The organism is Micromonospora coriariae (assembly GCF_900091455.1).
GTDB lineage: Bacteria > Actinomycetota > Actinomycetes > Mycobacteriales > Micromonosporaceae > Micromonospora > Micromonospora coriariae.
On record NZ_LT607412.1, the window covers coordinates 6,476,716 to 6,501,341 of the forward strand.

The window sequence follows — 24,626 nt, forward strand, 5'->3', positions numbered from 1 at the left end:
GTGCTCAGTGGCCTCGGGCCAGCCACTCCTGAAGGTGCGGCGCCTCCGCGCCGATCGTCGTGTCGTCACCGTGCCCGGTGTGCACGACCGTCTCCGGCGGCAGGGTGAGCAGCCGGGTGCGGATCGACCGGACGATGGTGTCGAAGTCGCTGTACGAGCGGCCGGTGGCACCCGGGCCGCCGGCGAAGAGCGTGTCGCCGGTGAACACGACGCCCAGCTCGGGCGCGTGGAAGCTGCACGCGCCGGGGCTGTGCCCGGGGGTGTGCAGCACCCGCAGCGTGGTGCCGGCCACGTCGATGCTCTGCCCGTCGTGCAGTTCGCCGTTGGGCGGCAGCTGGGGGTGGACCATGTCCCAGAGCACCCGGTCGGCGGTGTGCAACAGCACCGCCGCGCCGGTTGCCTGGGCCAGCTCGGGCGCCACGCGGACGTGGTCGTCGTGCGCGTGGGTGGCCAGGATCGCCCGCACCCGCCGGTCACCCACCACGGCGAGGATCGCGGCCACGTCGTGCGGCGCGTCGAAGACGACGCACTCGCTGTCGTCGCCCAGCACCCAGACGTTGTTGTCCACGTCGAACGTCTGCCCGTCCAGGGAGAACGTCCCAGAGGTGACCGTGTGCTCGACCCGGGCGCTCACGGGAACACCACCACCGAACGGAGCACGTCGCCGTGGTGCATCCGGCCGAACGCGTTCTCGACCTGGTCCAGCGCGATCTCCTCGGTGACGAACGCGTCCAGGTCGAGCCGACCCTGGAGGTACAGCTCGGTCAGCATCGGGAAGTCCCGGCTGGGCAGGCAGTCCCCGTACCAGCTGGACTTGAGGGAGCCGCCGCGACCGAAGACGTCCAGCAGCGGCAGCTCGATCTTCATCTGCGGGGTCGGCACGCCCACCAGCACCACTGTGCCGGCCAGATCCCGGGCGTAGAACGCCTGCTTCCACGTCTCCGGTCGACCCACCGCGTCGATCACCACGTCGGCGCCGAAGCCGCCGGTGGCGGCGCGGATCGCCTCGACGGGGTCGGTCTCGGAGGCGTTCACGGTGTGCGTGGCGCCGAACCGGCGAGCCCAGTCCAGCTTGCGGGAGTCAGTGTCCACGGCGATGATCGTCGTGGCGCCGGCCAGGGCCGCTCCGGCGACCGCCGCGTCGCCGACGCCACCGCAGCCGATCACCGCGACCGAGTCGCCGCGGGTGACGTTACCGGTGTTCATGGCCGCACCCAGGCCGGCCATCACCCCGCAGCCGAGCAGCCCCACAGCGGCCGGTCGGGCGGCCGGGTCCACCTTGGTGCACTGTCCGGCGTGCACCAGGGTCTTCTCGGCGAAGGCGCCGATGCCCAGCGCCGGTGCGAGCTCGGTGCCGTCGGTGAGGGTCATCCGCTGGCTGGCGTTGTGGGTGTTGAAGCAGTACCAGGGGCGGCCACGGCGGCAGGCCCGACAGACCCCGCACACCGCCCGCCAGTTGAGCACCACGAAGTCGCCCGGGGCGACGCCGGTGACGCCCTCCCCCACCTGCTCGACGATGCCCGCCGCCTCGTGCCCGAGCAGGAACGGGTAGTCGTCGTTGATGCCACCCTCGCGGTAGTGCAGGTCGGTGTGGCAGACCCCGCAGGACTGGATCCGGACGATCGCCTCACCCGGACCGGGATCGGGCACCACGATGGTGGTGACCTCGACCGGCGCGCCCTTGCTGCGGGAGATGACTCCCCGGACTTCCTGGCTCACTTCGCCTCCTGCTGGTGATCTGCGGCGGGGTCGGGTGCCGGGCTGGCGGGTGGCCGGGGCCGGCGGGAGCCCCTCGCGAACCTACCGCGATCACCACGGCCGGCCCAGTCGGCTCAACGGGTTATCGCGGGCCGCGGCGGGTACGCGGGCCGCATTCGGACCACGGCCACCGGGAGTGATCATGAAACTGGCGCATCTGCCGCTGCGGGTCAGCATCGGCGCGTACGTCCTCAATTCGGGCCTGACCAAGCGGACCCTGGAGGGCGATGCCGCGCAGGGCCTGCACGGGATGGCGGTGGCGGCCATTCCGCAACTCGGCCAGCTGGAGCCGGCGCGCTTCGCCAAGCTGCTGTCGTACTCCGAGCTGGCGTTGGGTGCCGCGTTGATCGCCCCGTTCGTGCCGGCGACGCTGGCCGGGCTCGGCCTGACCGCCTTCGGCGCGGGCCTGGTACAGCTGTACCTGAAGACGCCGGGGATGCGCGAGGCCGGCAGCGTGCGCCCGACCCAGCAGGGCAGCGGGCTGGCCAAGGACGTCTGGCTTGTCGGCGCCGGGCTGACCCTGGTGCTGGAGGGGCTGACCCACGGCCGCCGGCGCCACTGATCCGACCGGCGAAAGCAGCGGTCCGTCGGCGCAGGCGTGAGCGGGCCGTGCCGGGGTAGCAGGGCCGCCATGACCGACGTGACAGTGGTGGTGGCCACCCGCAACCGACGTGAGCAACTGCTCGACATGCTGGGCCGGCACACCGCCCCGGTGATCCTGGTGGACAACGGCTCCGACGACGGCACAGCGGCGGCGGTGGCCCGGGCCTTCCCCGCGGTGCGGGTGGTGCGGCTCGCCGAGAACGCGGGTGCCGGCGCGGCGCGCAACATCGGTGTCGAACTGGCCGACACGCCGTTCGTGGCGTTCGCCGACGACGACTCGTACTGGGCGCCGGACGCGCTGGAACGGGCCACCGCGATCCTGCGCGCGCACCCCGGCACCGGCCTGCTCACCGGACAGGTGCGGGTCGGGCGGGAGCAGCGGCTCGACCCGGTGTCCGCAGCGATGGCCCGCGCGCCGCTGGGCACCCCGCCGGGCGCGCCGGGCCCTGCGGTGCTGGGCTTCCTGGCCTGCGCGGCGGTGCTGCGCCGTCGGGCGTTCCAGCAGGTCGGCGGCTTCACCGAGCGACTGGGCACGTACGGCGAGGAGGCGCTGCTGGCGATGGACCTGGCCGCGGCCGGCTGGCAGCTGGCGTACGCCGACGAGGTGGTGGCCCACCATCTGCCGCTGCCGGTGGGGCGGGACGGGCCGGCCCGAAAGCGGATGGAAACGCGCAACCGGCTGCTCACCGCGCTGCTGCGTCGTCCGGCGGGGGTGGTGCTGCGCACGGCGACCGCCGTGGCCCGGGACGCCGCCGGCCGGGGCGGGCTGCTCGACGCCGCCGGTGACCTGGGGTGGGCACTGCGTGGCCGGCGCCGGTTGCCCGCCGAGGTCGAGGCTGCCCTGCGCACGCTGGCCCGCTGACCGCCCCGGCGGCGATCGATCCCGCGACAAGCGTCGGGCTCGCTATCGTGTGGGCGACCCGAGGAGCTGCGTTGACCCGTTCCCGATCCGTGCGGCCGTTCTACCGGCCGATGAGGCCCCGCCACCGGCGTGAGCCGCACCGCTCGGCCACGCCGCTGGAGCTCTTCTTCGACCTCTGCTTCGTGGTGGCAGTGGCGCAGGCCGCCGGCAGCCTGCACCACGACGTCTCCGAGGGTCACTTCGGTCACGCGGTGGCCAGTTACGCGATGGTGTTCTTCGCGATCTGGTGGTCGTGGATGAACTTCACCTGGTTCGCCTCGGCCTACGACACCGACGACGACGTCTACCGGATCACCGCGCTGGTGCAGATCACCGGAGCGTTGATCCTGGCGGCCGGGGTGCCGCGCGCCTTCACCGACGGCGACTTCACCGTCATCACCTACGGCTACGTGGTGATGCGGTTGGCCGCCGTCGTGCAGTGGAGCAGAGCCGGCGTCGGCGACCCGGCGCACCGCGCGGCGGCACGCCGCTACGCGATCGGCGTGACAGTGGTGCAGGTCGGCTGGTTGCTGCGGCTGACGCTGCCCGACGAGTGGGGCATCGCGTCGTTCGTGCTGCTGGCGCTGGCCGACCTGCTGGTGCCGGCGGTGGCCGAGCGGCCCGGAATGACCCCGTGGCACCCCCGGCACATCACCGAGCGGTACGGGCTGTTCACCCTCATCGTGCTCGGTGAGGTGGTGCTGTCGGTGTCGGTGGCGATCCAGACCGAGCTGGACGGCGGCGGAAGCAACCTCTGGTCGCTCGCGGCGGCCGGCACGGTCATCGTGTTCGCGCTCTGGTGGCTCTACTTCGACCGGCCGATCGAGGCGCCCGACCGGCTGCCGTACTCGCTGATCTGGGGCTACGGCCACTATCTGATCTTCGCAGCGGTCGCGGCGGTCGGCGCGGGCCTGGTCGTGGCGGTGGACCACCAGCGGCACGTCGGGCACATCTCCGGAGTCGCCGCCGGATACGCGGTCGCCGTACCGATCGCCGTCTACCTGCTCACCATCTGGGTGCTGCACGTCCGCCGGCAGCAGCACGGCGCGGTGGTCGTCGCCTTCCCGGTGGTCGCGCTGCTGGCACTGCTCGCGCCGCTGGGTCCGGTTCCGGTGCACCTGCTCGCGCTGCTGCTCTTCGCCCTGGTGGCGCTGACGGTGGTGATGCGCCAGCGGGACGTCCTGCCGACCTCGGCGCCGGCCGACGCCGACGAGACCTGATTCGCCGCGACCGTCGGCCGCCCGGCCTGCCGTTGAGCGCGACGGCCCGGGAGTGGGCAGAATTGGGGCATGCTTCGCCGCCGATGGTTGCTGGCCGACCAACTCGGGCCACACTTCCTCGACGACCCCGACCAGCCGGTGCTGCTGGTGGAGATCCGGGAACTGTTCCGCCGACGTCCGACGCACCGGCAGAAGGCGCACCTGATCCTCTCCGCGCTGCGGCACCGGGCGGCGGAGCTGGGCGACCGGGCGCTGCTGCTGCGTACCGACACGTTCCGTGCGGCACTGGCGCAGGTCGCCGAGCCGGTGGAGGTGTGCCATCCGCACTCCCGGGCGGCGTTGCGCTTCGCCCGATCGGTGCCGGGGCTGACGGTGCTGCCGCCGCGTGGCTTCATCACCAGCCAGGCCGACTTCGCCGGCTGGGCGGACCGCAGCCGGCGCGGCCCGCTGCGGATGACCGACTTCTACCGGCACGCCCGCCGCCGGCACGACGTGCTGACCGGTCCGGCCGGCGGACCCCGACCGCGCACCGAGGGCCGCGCGGCGCCGGGGACGCCGCCACCACCGCCGCCGATCGTCGAGGACGACATCGACGCGGAGGTCCGCCGCGACCTGGACCGGTGGGCGGCCGACGGGGTGCGGTTCGTCGGCCGGGACGGCCCGCGGCGGTTCCCGGCCACCCACTGCGAGGCGCGGGCCCGGCTGGAGCACTTCCTGACCCACCGGCTGGCCGAGTACGGCCGCTACGCCGACGTGATGAGCGCCGACGACCCGCTGTTCGCGCACTCCGTGCTCTCGTCCTCGTTCAACCTCGGACTGCTCGACCCGGAGTCGGCCGTCCGGGCCGCCGAGCGGGCGTGGCGGGCCGGCGCTGCTCCCCGTACGGCGGTCGAGCCGTTCATCCGGGGGTTGCTCGGCTGGCGCGAGTTCCTCTGGCAGCTGTACTGGCATGTCGAGCCGCGGTTTCGGGGAGCGGACCGGCTGGCTGCGACCGAGCCGGTGCCGGACTGGTTCGCCGAGTTGGACGCCGACGCGGTCGAGGCCCGCTGCCTGGCCGACGTGCTCGCCACCGTCCGGGACGGGGCGTGGACGCACCACGCGCCCCGGTTGCTCGTGCTGGCGAACTACGCGTTGCAGCGCGGCTGGCGCCCGGCCGAGGTGGTGGACTGGTTTCAGCGTTGCTTCGTGGACGGCACCGACTGGGTGATGAACGCGACGGTGATGGGCATGAGCCGGTACGCCGATCTGGGTCCGGTGGACACCCGCCCGTACGCGGTGGACGGCACCGACATCGACGAGATCAGCGACTACTGCGCGGGCTGCCGCTACATGCCCGAGCGGGCGCTCGGTGACCTGGCCTGCCCGTACACCGGGGGTTTCGAGAGCTTCCTGCACCGCAACCGGGCGCAGCTGGTGGCCGACCCGCGGCTCGCCGCCGAGCTGGCCCGCCGGGACGAGCCGGAGCACCGCGAGGCCGTGCTGGCCCAGGAGGAGAAGCGGGGCGGCACCCCGCCCTGACCGTCAGCCGCGGCCGGCGTCGGCGGCCGGCACCGCACCGGCGGGCGGCACGGGGCGGACGACGCCGCGGTTCAGGCCGGTGACCAGCAGCCGGTTGTACGAGGCCGGCATGACCCGGGCCAGCAGGTCGGGCAGCTTCGCCGACCAGCCGATCAGCACCCTGCCCCGGCGTCGCTCGACGCCCCGCAGGATCACCTCGGCGGCCCGTTCCGGAGCGATGGTGAGCAGCTTCTCGAACTGCGCCCGGCCGGCCGCGTACTCCTCGATGGAGACGCCGCTGCCGACGCGGGCGTTCTCGGTGATCCGGGTGCGGATCCCGCCGGGGTGCACCGAGGTCACCCCGATGCCGTCGTCGACCAACTCGTGGCGCAGCGCCTCGGTGAAGCCGCGCACCGCGAACTTGCTCGCCGAGTAGGCGGTCTGCCCGGCCGGCGCGATCAGCCCGAACAGGCTGGAGACGTTGACCAGGTGCGCGCCCGGTTCCGCCTTGAGGGTGGGCAGCAGCGCGTGGGTCAGCTGCGCCACGGCCCGGAAGTTGATGTCGATCACCCAGCTGAACTCGTCGAACGTCACCTGGTCGAACCGGCCTCCGAGGCCGACACCAGCGTTGTTCACCAGCAGCCGGACCCGCGGGTGCCGTTGACCGATCTCGACGGCCACCCGCGCGGTGGCCGCCGCGTCGGCGAGGTCCACCAGGTAGGTGTGCAGCTGGCGATCGGGGTGGTCGGCCCGGATGGCGGCGGCGACCGCGTCCAGCCGCCCGGCGTCGCGGTCCAGCAGGACCAGGTCGCTGCCCCGGCGGGCGAGCGCGTGCGCCAGCGCGGCGCCGATGCCGCTGGCCGCGCCGGTGACCACGGCCGTTCCGCCGGCGAAGTCGAATCTCTGCACGACCGGTGCTCCTTTCCTGGTGGCCCCCGAACGGGAGAACCGCACGCCCTCGTCGGTGAGCCGGCCGTGCCGCATCAGCAGCACGTCGCGGGCGTAGTTCTGGTAGAGCCGCCACGGCGCGGTGGCGCCCTGCTTGGGCAGCGCGTCGACGCTGCGCAGCACGTACCCGGAGCGCAGGTCGATGAGTGGTACCCGCTCGTCGTCGGGCGGTGGGAGCGGGGTGACGACGTGCTGGCCGGTGCGGGCCAGGTGGCGCAGCAGCCGGCAGACGTAGCCGGCGACCAGGTCGGCCTTGAGCGTCCACGAGGCGTTGGTGTAGCCGATGGTGAACGCGAAGTTCGGCACGCCGGAGAGCATCATGCCCTTGTAGGCGACGGTGCTGGCCAGGTCGACCTCGGTGCCGTCCACGCTGAGTGTCAGGCCACCGAGGGCGAGCAGGTTGAGCCCGGTGGCGGTGACCACGATGTCGGCGGGTACCTCGTCGCCGGAGGCCAGCCGGACGCCGTGCGCCGTGAAGGTGTCGACGGTGTCGGTGACCACCGACGCCCGGCCCTGCTGCAGGGCGGTGAACAGGTCGCCGTCGGGCACCACGCAGAGCCGCTGGTCCCACGGGTCGTAGCGGGGCGAGAAGTGCCTGTCGATGTCGTACCCGGCTGGCAGCCGACCCTTCGCGCCCCGGCGCAGCAGCCGCTTCACGAGCCCGGGCGCGCGTCGGCTGAGCTGGAAGTTGATGGTGGACAACAACACGTTCTTCCAGCGCACCACGGGATACGCGGCCTTCGCCGGCAGCCAGCGCCGCAGCGCGTCGGCCAGGACGTCGCGCGAGGGCAGCGCGATGATGTACGTGGGTGAGCGCTGGAGCATGGTCACGTGGGCGGCCCGCTCGGCCATCGCCGGCACCAGGGTGACCGCGGTGGCGCCGCTGCCGATCACCACCACCCGCTTGCCGGTGTGGTCGAGGTCGGCCGGCCAGTGCTGCGGGTGCACCAGCCGTCCGGCGTACTCCTCGACGCCGGGCAGCGGCGGGGTGTATCCCTCGTCGTAGCGGTAGTAGCCGGCGCAGGCGAACAGGAACGAGCAGGTGAGCAGGATCGCCTCGGCGGTGTCGGTGCGCTGTGCGTGCACCGTCCAGCGGGCGGTGTCGCTGTCCCACTCGGCGCGCAGCACCCGGTGCCCGAAGCGGATGTGCCGCTGCACGTCGTACTCCCTGGCGGTTTCCCGGACGTACTCGCGGATGGCCGCGCCGTCGGCGATGGCCTTCGGGTCGGTCCACGGCTTGAAGGAGTAGCCGAGGGTGAACATGTCCGAGTCGGACCGGACGCCCGGGTAGCGGAACAGGTCCCAGGTGCCACCGATGGCGTCGCGTGCCTCGAGCACCGCGTACGTCTTGTCGGGGCAGTCGCGGCGCAGGTGGCAGGCCGCGCCGATGCCGGACAGGCCGGCTCCGACGATGAGCACGTCGACGTGGTCGGAGGTCATCGCGTTCCTCCATCCGGGGCAGTGGACGGACACTATCCACCGCCGTCGACAGCAGTCAACACCCTGTCGAGTGCCGTCGACAGGGTGTCGAGTTCGGGTAGCATCACCGGCCATGACGACCGCGCGTACCGGGAGGGCGAGTCCGCGCGGTCGCCGCGCCGCCCGTTCCACAGGCGACGACCGGGAGACGGCGATCCTGGCCACCGCCGAGCGGCTGCTGGAGCGCAAGGCGTTCGGCGACATCTCGATCGACGACCTGGCCCGGGGAGCGGGCATCTCCCGGCCGACGTTCTACTTCTACTTCCCGTCCAAGGACGCCGTGCTGCTGACCCTGCTGGATCGGGTCACCGAGGAGGCCGACGCGGCCGCCGGAGACGTCCTGGTCCGGCTCGCCGAGGACCCACGGGCCCGGTGGCGGGAGCTGATCCAGCGGTTCCACGACACGTTCGGCGCACACCGCGCGCTGGTGCTCGCCTGCGCGCAGGTCCGTGGCACAAACGCCGAGGTACGCCGGCTCTGGGCGGCGGTGCTGGAGCGCTGGGTGCAGGCGATCGAGGCGGCCATCGAGGCGGAGCGGCGACGCGGCGCGGCCCCGGACGGGCTGCCCGCCCGGGACCTCGCCATCGCGCTCAACTCGATGAACGAACGCGTCTGGTACGCGACCTTCGCCGGCGACGGGCCGGCGGTCGACGAGCGGGACGTGGTGGACGTGCTGCTCGACCTCTGGCTGGCCGGCATCTACCGCGACACCACTCCCCCGCGGTCCAGCTGAGCTACTCCGCCGCCTTGGTGAACGTCATGATCCAGTTGGTCTCCCAGGTGCGCTCGCCGTCCACGGAGAAGGCCTGCTCCCAGCGGGCGGAGGTCGCGGTGATCTCCGACCAGATGAACCGGCACCGCACCGGGCGCCCCTCGTGCTGGTCGTCGGCGTAGAGGCGGCCCACACCGTCGACGAAGCGGCCCACCATCGGCGGCTGCTCCAACTCGCCGCGACCGCTGTTCATCCAGTAGATCGACCACTGCTCGGTCGCCGGGTCGAAGAGCCGGATCGTGGCGCCGGCGAAGCCCTTGGTCGGGAAGACGATCTCGTCGAAGTGGCCGCCGCCGCCGAAGAAGCCGTGCGCGACGGACATCCCCGGAAACTCCTCCCACTCGTCCGAGCCGACCAGCCGCTTGCGCAGCCGCCGGTTTACCACGTTCCAGGTGCCCACAAAGAAGTCGAAGTCGCCCATCAGCGGCCCACCGGCCCTTCCGCTCGCGTGTCGTGCAGGTAACCGGTCAGATCGGGGTTCTCCGGCACCAGCATGTGCCGGACCCAGGCGGCCCGCTCGTGCTCCAGCACCGCCAGCTCCCAGACGCAGCCCACGGCGGGGCGGCGTAGTTCGACGAAGTGTGCCGGATCATCGTCCGGACAGTCCAGTGCGGGCTGCCCGGCGGCCGCGATGCGGACCTCCAACGCGTTGTCCCACACCCAGGTGTACGCCAGCAGGTAGGCGCCGGTGTCCGCGCCCCGATGCAGCACCACCCACCCGGCGGCCGGTGTGCCGTCGTCCGCGACGTCCGCCAGCAGCGCGGGCAGCAGGTCGTACGCGGCCTTCTCCACCTCCGGCTCGAGCGGCCGTTCCAGCTGGTCGATGTGGTAGCGCTTGAGCTGTCGGCCGTCCACCATGACCGGTCCCGGCGTTCGTAGATCCTTGTCGCGAAAAGCCATGCCGGGACGGTAGAACGACTCCCCTGACAGCTAGTGTCAGTGAAGTGCGGGCCAGTCGACTTCTCTCCCTCCTGCTGCTGCTCCAGTCGCACGGCCGGCTCACCGCCGGGCAGCTCGCCGAGCGGTTGGCCGTCTCACCACGGACGATCTACCGGGACGTGGAGTCGCTGCACGCAGCCGGCATCCCGCTCTACGGGGAGGCCGGGCACGCGGGCGGCTACCAACTGGTCGACGGCTGGCGGACCCGGTTGACCGGTCTGACCGCCGAGGAGGCCGACCGGCTCTTCCTGGCCGGCCTGCCCGGGCCGGCCGACGAGCTGGGCTACGGCGACGTGGTGGCCGCGCTGCAACTCAAGCTGCACGCCGCCCTGCCGGCCCCACTGCGCGACCGGGCCACCCAGCTCCAGCAACGCTTCCACCTCGACACGCCCGGCTGGTACGCCGACGGCGACGCCTCCCCCGAGCTGGCCCGCACGGCCGAAGCGGTCTGGCGGCAGCACCGCGTCGAGGTGCGCTACCGCAGCTGGCGCGGCGAGGTGACCCGGGTGCTGGAGCCGTACGGGCTGGTGCTCAAGGGCGGCCGGTGGTACGTGGTGGCCGACCGGCCCGGCCGGGGTGCCCCGGCGACCTACCGGGTCAACCAGATCCTCACCCTGACCCCCCTGGCCGAGGAGTTCGACCGCCCGGCCGACTTCGACCTGCCGGCCTGGTGGCGCGCGCACGTGGTGCAGTTCCGGGCCCGACTGCACCGGGACGAGGCCACCGTGCGGCTCTCCCCGGGCGGCCGGCAGCGGCTGCGGGAGATCGGCAGCGATCCGGTGGTGGCCGCGGTGGAGGCCAGCGCCGGGCCACCGGACGCCCAGGGCTGGGTGACCGCTGTGCTGCCGATCGAGTCGCTCACCCACGCCCACGGTGACCTGCTGCGCCTCGGCGCCGACGTGGAGGTGCTGGCCCCGGTCGCGCTACGCGAACGGCTCGCCGCCACTGCGGCCGGACTCGCGGCCCTCTACGCCCGTGCCGACCAACCGGCCGGATGACGGCACGAGCCATCTTTTCTCCACAGTGGAAGATCCACGGGGCATCGACTGTCGGCGCGATGTGCCACCCTGGGACGGTCACCAGCGGTCACCGGAGGTGAGGGTCACGTTACGGCTAAGCGCACTGGTCGCCGTCCCCGGCACCGGGCCGGTGACCCTCGACGTTCCGGCCGGCACGACCGCCGCCCTGGTGGCGCCGCCCCGGGTCGGCACGGCCGTGGCCCGGGTGCTGGCCGGGCTCGCCGCCCCGGTCACCGGGCGGGTCATGGTCGGCGACCGGGACGTCACCGCCCTGCCGCCGCCACGCCGGCAGATCGGCTACGTGCCCGCCGGCGGCGCCCTGCTGCCACAGCTCACCGTGCGCCGCAACATCGAGTACGGCCAACGCCGGCGCGAACGGGTGCACGAGGTGGCCGACGACTGGACGGCCACAGTGGTGGACCGGCTGGAGCTGGCCCCGACGCTGGCCCTGCTGCCGCATCTGCTCTCCGACGCCCAGCGGTTCCGGGTGGCGCTGGCCCGGGCCGCGGTCTGCCTGCCCGAGGTCCTGGTTGTCGACCTTCCCGTCGATCCGACCGGCGGTAGCCGCCTCGGCGACCTGCTGCCCCGACTCTCCCCACCGGACGCGCCGGGGGTGGCCGTGGTGGTGTGCACCGCCGACCCGGCCACCCTGGCCGAGATCCCGCGCCGGCACGAGCTGGTCACCGAACCCGACGGGACGCCCCGGTGACGCCGGCCGGCCGGGCGACCCGCCGTACCCTGCTGCGCGCCGCCGCGGCCGGGGCCGCGGCGACCGCGGCCGGCTGCACCGGCGGCACCCGGTCCGTGCAGGTCGCGGTGGTCTGGAGCGGAAGCGAGCTGGACAGGTTCCGACGGGTCGTCGCCAACTACCCGGCGCCGGTGCACGTGGTCAGCGCCGGCAACGACATCGACGCGTTCCTGCGTGCCCGGCACCTCGCCGGCACCAGCCCCGACGTGGCGATCCTGCCGCGCCCCGGCCTGGTCACCGAGTACGCCCAGCGAGGCTGGCTGAGCCCGGTGCGCCCGTCGAGCGAGTACGCGGTGCCCAGCGGGCTGAGCGACCTGCTGATGACCCGCGGGCGGCGCTACGGCGTCTGGGTGAAGGCGGCGCACAAGTCGCTCATCTGGCATCTGCCGTCGGCGCTGCCCCGGCCGCCGGCCACCTGGGACGAGCTGGTCACGCTGACCCGCACCCTCGGCGCGCTCGCCCGGCGCGGGTCCGGCCCGGCGCCCCTGGCCATCGGGGCGGCGGACGGCTGGGTGCTCACCGACTGGTTCGAGAACGTGCTCGCCGACCTGGCACCCGACGCGTACGACGCCCTCGCCGGGCCGGACGCCGACTGGCAGGGGCGACCGGTGCGCGACACCCTGGACCGGCTCGCCGAGCTGTGGAGCATCGATGGCGCGTTCCCCGGCGGCGGCCGCCGTGCCCTGCTCACCCAGTACGAGGAGTCGGTGATCCAGGTGGTGCGCTCCCGGCGGGCGGTGATGGTCTTCGAGGCCGACTTCACCGCCGAGGTGGTCGGCACGTTCCGACGGGGCCCGGAGCAGCCGAAGACCTTCCGGTTCCCGAGCGCGCGGGCGGGCGGCGGTGGCCCACTGATCGTCGGCGGAGACGCGGCGGTGGCCTTCGCCGACGCCCGCGGCGGGGTGGAGCTGGTCGAGTGGCTCACCCGGGCCGCCTCGTTCCAGCCCTGGTTGGACGCCAGCGGCTACCTGTCGCCGAACACCACTGTCGCGCTGGACAGCTACGCCGACCCGGTCAGCCGCCAACTCGCCGGCGAGATGCGCGCCCCCGGCACCCTGCGCTTCGACCTCTCCGACCAGCTGCCCGGGCCGTTCACCGGCTCCGACGGGGTGGGCATCTGGCGGATCATGCAGGACTTCTTCGCCGACGTCACCGACGGCGTACCCACCGCGGTGGCGGTCCGCCGGGCCACCGGGCAGCTCGCCGCGGCGGCCCGCAGCGCGGGAGGCGGCCGGTGAGCCGGGTCCGGGTGCTCGGCGAGCTGGCCGTGCTCGACGATGTGGGGCCACCCCGGCGCGGCCGGGCGTACCCGGCGGCCGGCGCGACCTCCGCGCTGCTGCTGCCGGCGATCCTGCTGCTCGGCGGGCTGGTGCTGTGGCCGGTGCTGCGAACGGTGCACGCCAGCGTCACCACGGACGGCCACTGGGTCGGCGCCGAGCACTTCCGTACCGCGCTCGACGCGCCGGACACCGGCGCGGTGGTCGGCCGCACGGTCCTCTGGGCGGTGCTGGTGCCGGCGGTGGTCACGGCGCTGGGCTACCTGCTCGCCGCCGCGTCGCGCCGCTCTCAGGAGGGTGGGCTGGTCCGCCTGATCCTGCTGGTGCCGGTGGCGTTGCCGCTGGTCGTCACCGGAGTGACGTTCCGGCTGATGTACGACCCCGACCCGAGCCGGGGCCTGGCCACGCTGGTCGCGGCGCGACTGACCGGCCGGTCCGCCGCGGACGCCCCGCAACTGCTCGGGCCGGGCCTGGTCACTGTGGCGCTGATGTCGGCGTTCGTCTGGGCCTGGGTCGGCCTGGCCGTGCTGGTCTTCCGGGCCGCGCTGGACGCGGTGCCGCCGAACCTGGCCGACGCGGTACGCGCCTACGGCGGCGGTCGCCGGCATGTGCTGTGGGACGCGCAGTGGCGGCCGCTGCTGCTGCGTACCGTTGCGGTGGTCTTCGCGCTGGTCGCGGTGGGCACCAGCCGCACCTTCGACCTGATCCTGGTGATGACCCCCGGCTCGGTCCGGGACGAGGCCGCCGTGCTGGCGTTGCGGGTCTGGCAGACCTCGGGTGGCACCACCACCGGCGAGGGCGCCGCACTCGGTGTGGTGTGGCTGGTGGCGGTGATCGGCGGGATCCTGGTGGCCGCGCTGTTCGTCCGGCAGGCGTGGCCGCCGCCGCGGGCCGAGGCGCCGCCGGACCCGGACCGGGTGGCACCGCCCCGGCGGGTGTTCCGACTGCTCGCGGCGGGTGCCGCGGTGGCGTGGCTGGTGCCGCTGGTGGTGCTGGTCGCCACTTCCCTGCACGGTCAGGTGGACGCGGCGGCGCGCGGCTGGTGGTCGGCGCCGCCGGGGGCCGGCTCCTACCGTGACCTGGTCACCGGCACCGAGCTGTGGCGCACTCTGGCCTTCACGCTGCTGCTGGCCACCGTCGTGACCGCCACGGTGCTGGTGGTCGCGCTGCTGGCCGCGTACCCGCTGGCCTGGTTGACCGGGCCGGCCGCGCAGGCCACCGGGCTGCTGCTGCTGGCCGCCAGCGTCGTACCGGTCCAGGTCATCGCCGGGCCGCTCAACGAGGTGCTCGGCCTGGTGCTCTCCTCCGGGACCGCCCGCGGCCTGGCCCTGGTGCACGTGGCGCTGGGCGTGCCGTTCGCGGTGCTGGTGCTGCGCAACGCGTTCGCCGACCTGCCCGCCGAGCAGGTGCGCGGCGCCCGGCTGGGTGGGCGCCGCTGGTGGGGCACGCTGCGCCGGCTGGCCCGGCACAACCTGCCCGCGGTGGTCGCGGTCTCCGTGCTGGAGTTCGTCCAGGTCTGGAACGACCTGGTGGTGGGCCTGCTGTTCAGTGGGCCGGAGGCGACACCGCTGGGGCTGTTCCTGGCCGGGCAGTCGCGTGGCTTCGTGTCCAACAGCGGGGCGCTGGCCGCCGCCTCGGTGCTCGCCTCGGTGCTGCCGGTGCTGCTGGTGGTGCTCGCCCGGCGGCAGCTCGTCGCCGGGCTGGTCTCCGGGGGCGTCCGGTGACCGGCCCCACCGGCGCCGGCCGGGGGCCGCGCTGGCCGGTGCTGATCGCGGTCGGCACGCTGGTCAGCGGGGTGCTCGGCAACCTGGCCAGCAACATGCTCTCCGAGCTGGCGGCCAGCGTGCTCGGGCCGGCCAGCATCGCGCTGGTGGTCAGCGGCGGGGTCGGTTTCGTGGTGTTCGAGATGCGCCGGCGCCGAACCGGTCGGGAGGTGAGCCCGGAACCCACCGAGGTCGTCGCCGCACCGGCCACCGGCGCGCCGACGCTGCCGTACCCGGCCGGCTTCACCGGCCGCGACGAGCACGTCGAGGCTGTGCTCGCGCTGCTCACCCGGGAGCACGCGGTGGCGGTGCTGGGTCGGCGGGCGGTGGGCACCTCCGCCTGCGCGGTACAGGCGGCGAACCTGTGCCGGGAGGACTTCCCGGACGGGCAGTACTACCTCGACCTGCGCCGCGGCGGGCGACCCCGGTCCGCCCGACAGGTGCTCACCGCGCTGGCCGGGGTGCTGGGCACCGCCGCCCCCGTCTCGGGCCGGCCGGACGCCCTCGCGGTCGCCGCCGACGCGCTGCGTGGCCAGCTCGACGGCCGCAAGATCCTGCTGGTGCTGGACAACGTCGACCGACCCGAGCAGGTCCTGCCGCTGCTGCCGCCGACCGCGCGGACCTGCCGGCTGCTGCTGGCCGGCGGGCCGGCGTTGAGTGGGCTGCAGGGTGTGGTCGCGCACTGGATCGCCGAGCCGGGCCGGGCCGAGGCGGTCGAGCTGTTCGCCGCCGCGGGCGTGGCCGCGCCGGCCGCCCGGATCCGCCGCGCCGACCCGCGCACCGACCCGGCGGTCGGCGAGATCGTCGAGCTGTGCGGGCGGCAGCCGCGCACCGTCCGGGCCCTCGGCTACCGCACAGCACAGCACGGCTGGCGGCACGCCGACGTGCTGGACGCGCTGCGCCGCGCGGTGCAGACGCCACCGCACCAGCGGGTCACCGTCTCGCCGGCGGCCCGGCTGGTCACCGAACGGGACACCGCGTACCGGGCGTTGACCCGCGAGGCCCGCCGGCTGTACAGGCTGATGTCGCTGGCGCCCGCCCCGGTGGACCGGCCCGCCATCGCCGCCCTGGCCGGTCGGCACCCGGAACGGGTGACCGCGCTGCTCGACCAACTGGCCGCCGCGGCGTTCGTCGTCGGCGCGCCCGGCGACCGGTACGAGATCCGCCCCCTGCTCGCCGGCAACGCACGGCTGCACCTGCGCGACGCCGATCCGGCCCGGGCCCGGGTCGCCGCGCAGGCCCGGCTGACCCGGCACCTGGCCCGGCGGGCCGAACGGCACGCGGCCAACCTGGCCGTGCTGGGCTCCCCACCGGACCGGGAGTGGTCGCTGCCGCTGGACGACGACCCGTACGGCTGGTTCGATCTGCACCAGGAGCTGCTGCTGGCGGTGGTCCGGGTGCCGGCCGGCGCGGCTGAGACGCTGCCCCGCCGGGTGCGCCGGTGGTGGTTCCGGCTGGCCGTGGCGCTGTGCGGATGGCTGGCGCACGTCGAGCGGCTGACCGAGTGGGAGCAGGTCTGCCGCACGGTGCTGGCCACCCCGACCGCCGACGACCGACCGGAGATCGCCGGGTGGGCGCACAACGAGCTGGGGGTGCTGCGCCGGCGCCGGCACGACCCGCAGGGTGCCGCCGCCGCCCTGACCCTCGCGGTGGCCGAGCGTGGCCGGCGGGGCACCGCCCAGGCCCGGATGAACCTCGGCCTGGCCCTGCTCGACCTGGGGCAGCTCGACGACGCGGTGGAGCACCTGGAGCTGTCCCGCCGGCACCGCTCGGGGGCGGACCGGGCCGGGCACGCCCTCACCGACCTGGGCCTGGGCGCCGCGCAGTTGGCCCGGGGTGAGCTGGACACCGCGCACCATCATCTGGTGCGGGCGGCGAACACCTTCCGGTCGGTGGGTGACGCCCGCGGCTACGCGGCGGCGCTGACCAACCTGGTGCTGGTGCACGCCGCCCTCGGCGAGCACCTGGACGCCGCGCAGGCGTGGCGGGCCGCGCTGCGCGAGTACGAGTCGGTCAGCGACCCGACGAGCCGGGCGGCGGCGCTGCTCAACGCCGGGGCGACGCTGTTGACCGCCGCACCGGCGCAGGCGCGGGCGGCGTACGAACTGCTGGCCGAGGGCCGGCGGCTGCGCGAGGAGGGCCGACCCACCCCGGGGCTGGCACGCACCCTGCTGTACCTGGGTGACGCCGCCGCGGCGCTGGGCGACCGGGCCGAGGCGCGGCGCCACTGGGCGGACGCGGCGGCGGTGGCCGAGGAGGTCGGCGACGCCGACGGGCAGGCCGCCGCGGACAGCCAGCTGGAGGACGACGGCGACCTCCCGGCGACCGGCGGGTGATCCGCGCCCAGCTCAGCGGGGGCACGGGGAGCGCGCGTGATGTCGGTCGCTCAGGTTGGCCGGTTGAAGGGGTCTGGGAGAGTGTGTGATCGTGGATACGCTCTCGGTGCGGGGACTCAGCCGCAACTTCGGCAACCTGGTCGTGCTCGACGACGTGAGTTTCACGCTCCAGGCGGGCCGGATCGCGGTGGTGCTGGGCCCCAACGGCAGCGGCAAGACCACGCTGCTGCGCTGCGTGGTCGGCGCCGACCGGCCGGACGCGGGCGAGGTGCTGGTGCAGGGTCGCCGGGCCGATGAGACCGATCCCCAGGTGCGGGCGCTGGTGGCGGCCGCCCTGGACGACATCGACTTCTTCCCCGACCTGTCCGTGGTCGAGCACCTGGAGCTGGTCGCGTACGCGCACGGCGGCAACGCCGAGCCGGTCGAGGAGGTGCTCGCCGAGCTGGGCCTGGAACCGGCCCGCGATCAACTGCCGGTGACCCTGTCCAGCGGGCAGCGCCGCCGGCTGGCGCTGGCGTCCTGCTTCGTGCGCCCCCGCCGGGTGCTGATCCTGGACGAGCCGGAGCAGCGGTTGGACGTCCGGGGCCGGCAGTGGCTGGCCGACCGGCTGCGCCGGGAACGGGACGCGGGCACCGCCGTGCTGCTCGCCTCGCACGACCCGGAGCTGATCGACGCGGTGGTCGACGAGCGCATCGAGATCGGCCGGTGACCGCCCCACCGGTGACCGTCGCCGACGCGCCGGCGGGTGTGCCCACCGCCCGGCAGGTGCGTACGCACCTGCGCCGGGCCCGCCGCCGGCATCACGACCACTCCCTCGGTGACGTGCTGGGCGACGCGTACGTCATGGTCCTCTTCGTGGGTATGTACGGCTGGTTCGCGATCAGCGCCAGCCGCGACATGTTGAACTCCCCCACCGTCGGCCGGGCCGACCCGGGGGTGCGCTGGTGGCTGGCGGTCGCCGCGCTGCTGGCCGGTGCCGGGCTCGCCTGGCGCGGCCTGCGCGCGCTCGGTCCGCTCCTGGTCACCCCGGCGACGCAGAGCTGGGTGACCAGCGCGCCTGTCGACCGCCGGGCCTGGCTGGCGCCGCGCCTCGGTGTGCTGCTGACGGCCGCGGCGGTCGGCACCGCGCTGCTCGGGGTGGCCGTGGCGGCGCTCGGCGGCGTCAGCGACCCGACCGCGCTGGGCTGGGCGGCGGCGGCCGGCGCGGGGTGGGGGGCGGCCGCGCTGGCGCTGAGCGTCGTCGCCCAGGGCAGCCGGACGGGCCGGCGGTGGCCGGCCATGGCGGGGGCGGCGCCGATGCTGGCGGCCGCCGTCATCACGGGGCTGGTGGTGCTCGTCGGTCGTCTCGGCGACGGGCTGCCCCGGCCGGCGGCGACGCCGACCGCCGCCCTGGTGGCCGTCGGGGCGCCCCTCGCGGTCGTCGCCGCCGTCCTGGCGGTCCGCGCGCTGCCCCGGGTGGACCGGGCCACCCTGACCACCGGCGCGCAGTTCGCCAACGCCGCCGCCACGGCCACGATCCTGCTCGACCCGAGCCTGCTCACCGGCCTGGTGGAGAGCCGGCGCTGGCGCCGGATCGGCCGGGTGCGCAGCAGGCGCTTCCTGCCCGGCCCCGCCTGGTGGGCGCTGCTCCAGGCCGACGTGCGCCGGCTGGGCCGCCACCCCAGCGCCCTGCTGATCTGGGCGGCGCTGATCGGGGTCCAGTACGCCGCCGCGCTCGCCCTGCCCGGGCTGGCCGGTGCCGCGCAGGTGGTGTTCGGCTACCTCGCCGCCTCCCGGTTGACCGGCGGCCTGCGGTCGGTCAGCCGGTCACCCGGGTTGCGTCGGGCGCTCGGTGGCAGTGACGCGGCGCTGCGCGGGATCCACGTGGTCGTGCCGGCGGTCGGCGCGGGCCTGTGGTGGCTGTTGACCCTGCCGACCGTCGACGGTGGGCCGCCGTGGCTGGCGCCGACGCTGGCGCTCGGGGTGGTGGCCGCCGCCTGGCGGGCCGCCACCCGACCGGCGATCGACTACGGCGGCGCGACGGTGAACACGCCGTTCGGGATGATCCCGGTGGACCTGCTGCGCCAGGGCGCGCGCGGGCCGGCGCTGCTCGCCGTGCTGGTCCTGGTCCGCCTGCTCGTGGGCTGACCGGGCGGGACCCGCCCGGTCAGCCCCGGACCGTCAGCCGTCCAGGCGGCGGATCATGTTCATGACGGTCTCCACCTGGGCGCCGCCCTTGATCGGGTAGTTGGTCGCGCCGAGGTAGCCCCACCAGTCCCAGCAGCCGTTCGGGTTGGTGCCGGCGGTGCTCGCCTGGGGGTAGAGGACGATCAGGTTGTTGGTGTCGGCGTACTGGTTCAGGTTCGCCCGGTCGACGAAGGCGGTGCCCACCGAGCCGTACCCCTGCAGGCAGCCGTGCAGCGCCACCAGCAGCCGGCACGACTGGCCGGCCGCGCAGGACGAGGGGACGTACGCGAAGCCGTTGGCGTCCATGCTCAGCCCGTTGGCCCAGCCGTTGACCGCGAACGTGTTCTGGCTGAACCGGATGAGCGTGCCGCCGAGCGGGCCGGTGTTCGGCGCGTTCACGCCACCGAGCAGTTTGCGGAGCAGGGCGTTCTGCGGGTCGGTGCCGCAGTCGTTGAGGAACGGAGAGGTGGTCGCGGTGCAGCCCCGCGTCCCGTACGGGGTGACCCAGCCGTGGCCGGCGGCGGAGCCGCTGTCGTACTGCACGCTGGCCCCGAAGTGCTGGTAGTAGCGGACCAGGTCGTCGGTGACGGACTTCTTGACGGTGGTGTCGTTGCCGCCGTGGAAGACGTACACCGGGTCACCTGACAGGTTGCCGACCGGATCGACCCAGCCGTAGGACGCCCAGGTCCGGGTGTACGTCTGCAGGGCGGACAGGTTCGTCGGGTACCGGTTGTCGCCGCAGCCGTAGAGCGCCTGGGCGACGTTGTTCTGGGCGCAGTAGTACGGTCCGGCGGCGAAGACGGCCGCGCCGCGGATCCGGGACGAGTAGGCGACGTGCAGTTGCGTGGCGAGGTAGGCGCCGGAGGAGACGCCCGCGACGTAGACGCCGGACACGTTGTAGGTGCCCAGCGATCCGGAGACCGGGGGCTTGGTGGCCGGGTTGGCGGCCTGGGCGGGCGCCGGGGTGGTGAGGATCAGCAGGAGGACGGCGGCGAGGGCGGTGGCGGCTTTCAGCGGTGTCGTCATGGACGCTCTCCTTGCGAGCGCCGGCGGGGGCGTCGGCGTGCGCCCGACGCTATCGTGACATAGAGCACAGCAGATATGAGCGCAACCGACACGTCGGGCGGAGACGGTGTGTTCCCCGCGCCCATCCGCGGTCACGGCCCGGTGATCCACCGGGCAACGTGATCACGGTTGACGGAGCTGGCGGAGCGCGGTGGCGACCGTGGCGACGCCCTCCTCGATGTCCGATGCGGTGTTCGCCGCGTAGCCGAGCACCAGACCGGGCCGGTGTGGCCGCTGGCAGTGCCAGGACAACGGCTGCGTCTTCACCCCACGGGCCAATGTCGCAGCGGCCAGCTCGGTGTCGGCCAGCTCGGAGTCCAGTGTGATCATCAGGTGCAGCCCGGCCGCCGCGCCGTGCACTGTCGCGCCGGGCAGGTGCCGGGTCAACGCGGTGATCATCGCGTCCCGGCGACGGATGTGTCGGCGGCGCAGCAGCCGCAGTTGTCGCTCCAGCGCGCCGGAGGTCATCAGTTCCGCCAGCACCAGTTGCGGTAGCACCGCGTTGCCCAGGTCGGCGTTGCGCTTGGCGGCCACCACCGCATCCCGGTGGCGGGCCGGCACGAGCAGCCAGCCGACCCGCAGCGCCGGGGCGAGCAGTTTGGACACGCTGCCGGCGTAGCAGACCTGCTCGGGCAGCAGGCCGCGCAGCGCCGGCACCGGGGGCCGGTCGTAGCGGTGCTCGGCGTCGTAGTCGTCCTCGATGATCAGGCCGCCGGCCCGGGCCCAGTCGAGGAGCTGACGCCGACGGTCGCCGTCGAGCACCACGCCGGTCGGGAACTGGTGCGCGGGGGTGAGCATCACCGCGGGCGCACCGCTGGCGGCCAGCTCGTCGACGCGCAGCCCCGCGCCGTCCACCGCGATCGGCGGGGTGTGGATCCCCCAGTTGTTCAGGTGCTGCCGTACGCCCAAGGAGCCGGGGTCCTCGACCGCGATCCGGTCGATGCCGAGTGCCTGGGCGAGCAGCCCGAGCGCCTGGGACACGCCCGCCACGATGATCACCTCGACGGGGTCGACGGCGATGCCCCGGCTGCGGGCCAGCCAGGCGGCCACGGCTCGGCGCAGCACGGGAGTGCCGCACGGGTCGCCGTAGCCCAGGTCGGCCGCGGCGAGGTGGCGCAGCACGGTCCGTTCGGCGCGCAGCCAGTCCGCGCGCGGAAAGGCGGCCAGATCGGGCACGCCGGGGGTCAGGTCGATGGTCGCGCTCGCCGCGCGTACCGCGTCGAAGATGTCGCTGCCCGGAGCGGGAGGGAAGAGCGCGGCCGGTGCCGACGCGGCGGCCGGGGCGGGCGCCGGCGTGGCGGGCGCGGCCGGGGCGGCGACGACCACCGTCCCGGCGCGACCCCGACCGGTGACATGCCCCTCCTCGGTCAGCCGCTGGTACGCCTCGGTGACGACGCCCCGGGAGACACCGAGGTCGGCGGCGAGCACCCGGGTGGCGGGCAGCCGCCCGCCGACCGGCACCCGCCCGTCGGCGATTGCCTGGCGTAGCCGGGCGGCCAGCCAGTCGGCCCGCCCACCCGGCGGAGCGTCAGTGATGGTCAGGTGCAGGAAGTCCGAGCCGGCCGTTATGGACCTCTCGGGCGCTCTCGGTTTGGCCCTGCTCACCGGACCATCCTGGCAGCAGAGTGGAGATCAGGCAGCACCACCGAGGGCATCGGAGGACAACCGTGACAATCCCGTTCCTGGTCACCACGCTGGTCGTGGTGGTCACTCCGGGCACCGGGGTGTTCTTCACCCTGTCCGCCGGCCTGTCCCGGGGCGCCCGGGCCGGCGTGCTGGCCGCGTTCGCCTGCACGCTGGGGGTGGTGCCGCACCTGCTGGCGGCGATGACCGGTCTGGCAGCCCTGTTGCAGGCGAGCGCGGCGGCGTTCGAGGTGGTCCGGTACCTCGGCGTCGGGTACCTGCTCTACCTGGCCTGGTCGACCGTGCGGGACCGCAGCGCCTTCACGGCGACTCCCGGCACGCCACCCCGCTCGGCTGCCCGGGTGATCATCTCCGGGGTGCTGGTCAACCTGCTCAACCCGAAGCCGACGCTGTTCTTCGTCGCGTTCCTGCCGCAGTTCGTGGACACCACCGCGCCCGGCTCGACGCGGTCGATGCTCGCGTCCGGGGCGGTGTTCATGCTGCTCACCTTCGTGGTGTTCAGCGGCTACGGCATTTTCGCGGCCCGGCTGCGCGACCGGGTGCTGACCCGGCCGAGGGTCACCGACTGGCTGCGCCGGTCCGTCGCCGGCGCGTTCGTCGCGCTCGGCGTGACGCTCGCTCTCACCGAACGATAGGAAGTCCCGTGCACTTCGAGCATTCCGCGCGGCTCCGCGCCGCGTACCCGGACCTGGTGGCCGGCGTGGTCCTGGCCACCGGCATCACCGCCACGGCGGACGTGGCGCAGCGGACCGCCGCGTACACCGCCGTCGCCCGTGAACGGTTGGCCGGTGGCGCCGAGAGCGGATTCCCGCAGATCCAGGCGTGGCGGCGGGCGTACGCGGCGATGGGGCTGCGGCCCACCCGGTACCGGTGCGCCGCGGAGGCCCTGCTGCGCCGGCTCCGACTGGACGACGAGCTGCCCCGGCTGCACCCCCTGGTGGACCTCTGCAACGCCGTCTCGGCCGCGTACGCGATCCCGGTCGCGGTGCTCGACCTGGACCGGGTCGACGGCGACCTGGTGGTCCGCCCCGCCCACGGCGACGAGGAGTACCTGAGCTTCGCCGGCGAGACCGAGCATCCCGACCCGGGCGAGGTGACCTTCGTGGACACCGCCGGCCGGGCGCACGCCCGGCGCTGGACGAACCGGCAGAGCGGCTGGTCGGCCGTGCGGGAGGGCACCTCGTCGGTGCTGATCGTCGCCGAGGCGCTGCACCCCGGCGCCGAGGCGGACGTGACCCGGCTGGTCGCCGCACTGGTGGCGGAACTGGCCGAGGGGTGGTCGGCACCGACGCGGGCCGCCGTGCTCACCGACACCGCACCCCGTTTCGACGTGACGACCGCCGGTGAAGCGTCAGGTCAGGCGGTGTCGCCGGGGACGAGGTGGCGGTAGCCGGGGATCGTATCGGCGAACCAGCCGGCGACGCTGGCCAGGCCGCGCTCGTTGAGCTGCGCGTCGTGGATCGGGTACGCCCGTTCGGCGCCCACCTCCCGGGCGAAGCGGATCGCCTCGTCGAGGCGCAGCCAGGACCCCTGCGCCGGGACCAGCAGCGTGCGCACCGGCTCGTCCGGCACGTGCACCGAGTCGCCCGGGTGGTAGAGCCCGTCGCCGATCAGGTAGCCGAGGTTGGGACAGTCCGGCTGGCCTTCGTGGATGGCGGCGTGCCGGCCGCCGTGGGCGGTGACCGTGATGCCGGCCGCGGTGAAGCGCTGCCCGGCGTGGACCCGGGTCACCGGCAGCGGGGCGAGGTCGGGCAGTTGAGCGCCCTCCGGGGCGTACACCGGGACGCCCAGGCCGGCGAGCCGCAGCACGTCCACGTGGTCGGTGTGCTCGTGGGTGACCAGGACGGCGTCCGCGCCGACCAGGGCGCGCGGTTCGCTCCACGTGCCGGGGTCGACGACCAGCACGCCGCCGTCGTGCTCGACGCGGACGCAGGAGTGGGTGAACCGGGTGATCCGCATCAGGTGACGGTACGTCGCCGGCCGGGCGGCCGTGGTCCCGGCCGATCGGGGCGGTGGGTGGGCCACCGGCCGGCATGATCGGGGGCATGCAGCGCTCGACGCGACGAGGGCACCGGAGCGTGCCGCACACCGCAGACGTACGGATCGAGGCGTGGGCGCCGGACCGGGAGGGGTGTCTGGCCGAAGCGGTCGTCGCCCTGGTCGAGACGTTCGCCGACCTCAGCGGCGCCCGGCCGCAGGCGGACACCGAGTTCCAACTGCCGCCCGGTGACGACGGGGACCTGCTGGTCGGCCTGCTGGACGAGGTGATCTTCCGGCTGGACACCGAGGGCACCCTCCCGCTGGACTGCGACGTGCGGCCGACCGGGGACGGCGGGCTGACCGCGCGCTGGCGATCGACAAGCACCGACGCTGTGGAACTGGTCGGCGCGGTGCCGAAGGCGGTGTCCCTGCACGCGCTGCGCGTCGGCCCGGACGACGCCGGTTGGTCGTGTGCAGTGACCCTGGACGTCTGAGCGTCGACCGGCGGGCA

The 24,626-nt window shown here is 74.3% G+C and carries 23 protein-coding genes and 1 pseudogene; 15 read left to right on the top strand and 9 right to left on the bottom strand.

Features of this window, described 5'->3' with window-relative positions:
• Window positions 1-4: 4 nt before the first annotated feature.
• Window positions 5-634, bottom strand: a complete 630-nt coding sequence (locus GA0070607_RS30230; protein WP_089021245.1) for an MBL fold metallo-hydrolase — start codon at window positions 632-634, stop codon at window positions 5-7.
• Window positions 631-1,719 (bottom strand): S-(hydroxymethyl)mycothiol dehydrogenase, encoded by a 1,089-nt coding sequence (locus GA0070607_RS30235; protein WP_089021246.1) that lies wholly within the window; start codon window positions 1,717-1,719, stop codon window positions 631-633. Before GA0070607_RS30235 ends, GA0070607_RS30230 begins: the two co-directional genes overlap by 4 nt.
• A 181-nt stretch (window positions 1,720-1,900) precedes the next feature.
• On the opposite strand from GA0070607_RS30235, the gene GA0070607_RS30240 reads away from it, so the two are divergent.
• The 4 genes from GA0070607_RS30240 to GA0070607_RS30255 all read left to right on the top strand — a co-directional run bounded on the left by GA0070607_RS30240 (window position 1,901) and on the right by GA0070607_RS30255 (window position 6,000).
• Complete coding sequence (locus GA0070607_RS30240; protein WP_089022197.1) at window positions 1,901-2,320, top strand: hypothetical protein; 420 nt, start codon at window positions 1,901-1,903, stop codon at window positions 2,318-2,320.
• A gap of 69 nt (window positions 2,321-2,389) precedes the next feature.
• A complete protein-coding gene (locus tag GA0070607_RS30245; protein ID WP_089021247.1) occupies window positions 2,390-3,223 on the top strand; it encodes a glycosyltransferase family 2 protein in 834 nt (277 codons plus the stop codon).
• Window positions 3,224-3,294: 71 nt separating this feature from the next.
• Entirely contained in the window at window positions 3,295-4,482 is a 1,188-nt protein-coding gene (locus GA0070607_RS30250; protein WP_197701191.1) for a low temperature requirement protein A, read from the top strand.
• Window positions 4,483-4,551: 69 nt separating this feature from the next.
• Window positions 4,552-6,000, top strand: a complete 1,449-nt coding sequence (locus tag GA0070607_RS30255; protein ID WP_089021248.1) for a cryptochrome/photolyase family protein — start codon at window positions 4,552-4,554, stop codon at window positions 5,998-6,000.
• A gap of 3 nt (window positions 6,001-6,003) precedes the next feature.
• Here GA0070607_RS30255 and GA0070607_RS32875 read toward each other — a convergent pair whose 3' ends face one another.
• The gene (locus tag GA0070607_RS32875) at window positions 6,004-6,888 is read right to left on the bottom strand and encodes an SDR family NAD(P)-dependent oxidoreductase (protein WP_172899242.1); all 885 of its coding nucleotides are present in this window, start codon (window positions 6,886-6,888) and stop codon (window positions 6,004-6,006) included.
• Window positions 6,884-8,367, bottom strand: a pseudogene (locus GA0070607_RS32880) (flavin-containing monooxygenase); the annotation flags it as partial. The pseudogene GA0070607_RS32880 and the gene GA0070607_RS32875, both read right to left, overlap by 5 nt.
• Before the next feature lie 112 nt (window positions 8,368-8,479).
• On the opposite strand from GA0070607_RS32880, the gene GA0070607_RS30265 reads away from it, so the two are divergent.
• Window positions 8,480-9,139 (top strand): TetR/AcrR family transcriptional regulator, encoded by a 660-nt coding sequence (locus tag GA0070607_RS30265; protein WP_089021250.1) that lies wholly within the window; start codon window positions 8,480-8,482, stop codon window positions 9,137-9,139.
• 1 nt (window position 9,140) lies between these two features.
• Here GA0070607_RS30265 and GA0070607_RS30270 read toward each other — a convergent pair whose 3' ends face one another.
• Together GA0070607_RS30270 and GA0070607_RS30275 are read right to left on the bottom strand one after the other, a co-directional pair.
• Window positions 9,141-9,599: a hypothetical protein gene (locus GA0070607_RS30270; RefSeq protein WP_089021251.1), complete on the bottom strand. Its 459-nt coding sequence runs from the start codon at window positions 9,597-9,599 to the stop codon at window positions 9,141-9,143.
• Window positions 9,599-10,078, bottom strand: coding sequence for a hypothetical protein (locus GA0070607_RS30275; RefSeq protein WP_089021252.1), 480 nt, complete (start codon window positions 10,076-10,078; stop codon window positions 9,599-9,601). Before GA0070607_RS30275 ends, GA0070607_RS30270 begins: the two co-directional genes overlap by 1 nt.
• A 44-nt stretch (window positions 10,079-10,122) precedes the next feature.
• Here GA0070607_RS30275 and GA0070607_RS30280 point away from each other — a divergent pair, with 44 nt between their 5' ends.
• From GA0070607_RS30280 to GA0070607_RS30310, 7 genes are all read left to right on the top strand, one after another.
• The gene (locus tag GA0070607_RS30280; protein WP_089021253.1) at window positions 10,123-11,115 is read left to right on the top strand and encodes a helix-turn-helix transcriptional regulator; all 993 of its coding nucleotides are present in this window, start codon (window positions 10,123-10,125) and stop codon (window positions 11,113-11,115) included.
• A gap of 97 nt (window positions 11,116-11,212) precedes the next feature.
• Window positions 11,213-11,845, top strand: coding sequence for an ATP-binding cassette domain-containing protein (locus tag GA0070607_RS30285; protein ID WP_157743316.1), 633 nt, complete (start codon window positions 11,213-11,215; stop codon window positions 11,843-11,845).
• Window positions 11,842-13,122 carry a type 2 periplasmic-binding domain-containing protein gene (locus tag GA0070607_RS30290; RefSeq protein ID WP_157743317.1) on the top strand — a complete coding sequence of 427 codons (1,281 nt, stop codon included), beginning with the start codon at window positions 11,842-11,844 and terminating at the stop codon, window positions 13,120-13,122. Before GA0070607_RS30285 ends, GA0070607_RS30290 begins: the two co-directional genes overlap by 4 nt.
• Window positions 13,119-14,885, top strand: a complete 1,767-nt coding sequence (locus GA0070607_RS30295; RefSeq protein WP_089021256.1) for an ABC transporter permease subunit — start codon at window positions 13,119-13,121, stop codon at window positions 14,883-14,885. Before GA0070607_RS30290 ends, GA0070607_RS30295 begins: the two co-directional genes overlap by 4 nt.
• Window positions 14,882-17,260, top strand: a complete 2,379-nt coding sequence (locus GA0070607_RS30300; RefSeq protein WP_089021257.1) for a tetratricopeptide repeat protein — start codon at window positions 14,882-14,884, stop codon at window positions 17,258-17,260. The genes GA0070607_RS30295 and GA0070607_RS30300 overlap by 4 nt, the downstream gene beginning before the upstream one ends.
• A gap of 91 nt (window positions 17,261-17,351) precedes the next feature.
• Entirely contained in the window at window positions 17,352-17,969 is a 618-nt protein-coding gene (locus GA0070607_RS30305; RefSeq protein ID WP_231930527.1) for an ABC transporter ATP-binding protein, read from the top strand.
• Window positions 17,966-19,387: a DUF6297 family protein gene (locus tag GA0070607_RS30310; RefSeq protein ID WP_089021259.1), complete on the top strand. Its 1,422-nt coding sequence runs from the start codon at window positions 17,966-17,968 to the stop codon at window positions 19,385-19,387. Before GA0070607_RS30305 ends, GA0070607_RS30310 begins: the two co-directional genes overlap by 4 nt.
• 33 nt (window positions 19,388-19,420) lie before the next feature.
• Here GA0070607_RS30310 and GA0070607_RS30315 read toward each other — a convergent pair whose 3' ends face one another.
• The gene (locus tag GA0070607_RS30315) at window positions 19,421-20,452 is read right to left on the bottom strand and encodes an extracellular catalytic domain type 2 short-chain-length polyhydroxyalkanoate depolymerase (protein WP_089021260.1); all 1,032 of its coding nucleotides are present in this window, start codon (window positions 20,450-20,452) and stop codon (window positions 19,421-19,423) included.
• A 162-nt stretch (window positions 20,453-20,614) separates the two neighbouring features.
• Window positions 20,615-22,096, bottom strand: coding sequence for a MocR-like pyridoxine biosynthesis transcription factor PdxR (gene pdxR, locus GA0070607_RS30320; protein ID WP_172899132.1), 1,482 nt, complete (start codon window positions 22,094-22,096; stop codon window positions 20,615-20,617).
• A 62-nt stretch (window positions 22,097-22,158) separates the two neighbouring features.
• On the opposite strand from pdxR, the gene GA0070607_RS30325 reads away from it, so the two are divergent.
• Both GA0070607_RS30325 and GA0070607_RS30330 read left to right on the top strand, forming a co-directional pair.
• The gene (locus GA0070607_RS30325; protein ID WP_089021261.1) at window positions 22,159-22,770 is read left to right on the top strand and encodes a LysE family translocator; all 612 of its coding nucleotides are present in this window, start codon (window positions 22,159-22,161) and stop codon (window positions 22,768-22,770) included.
• An 8-nt stretch (window positions 22,771-22,778) separates the two neighbouring features.
• A complete protein-coding gene (locus GA0070607_RS30330; protein ID WP_089021262.1) occupies window positions 22,779-23,525 on the top strand; it encodes a B3/B4 domain-containing protein in 747 nt (248 codons plus the stop codon).
• Here GA0070607_RS30330 and GA0070607_RS30335 read toward each other — a convergent pair.
• Window positions 23,492-24,094 (bottom strand): MBL fold metallo-hydrolase, encoded by a 603-nt coding sequence (locus GA0070607_RS30335; protein WP_089022200.1) that lies wholly within the window; start codon window positions 24,092-24,094, stop codon window positions 23,492-23,494. The two genes, GA0070607_RS30330 and GA0070607_RS30335, sit on opposite strands and share 34 nt — an antisense overlap.
• Before the next feature lie 86 nt (window positions 24,095-24,180).
• Between GA0070607_RS30335 and GA0070607_RS30340 the strand changes: the two genes are divergently transcribed.
• Window positions 24,181-24,609 (top strand): archease, encoded by a 429-nt coding sequence (locus GA0070607_RS30340; RefSeq protein WP_231930530.1) that lies wholly within the window; start codon window positions 24,181-24,183, stop codon window positions 24,607-24,609.
• Window positions 24,610-24,626: the final 17 nt, after the last annotated feature.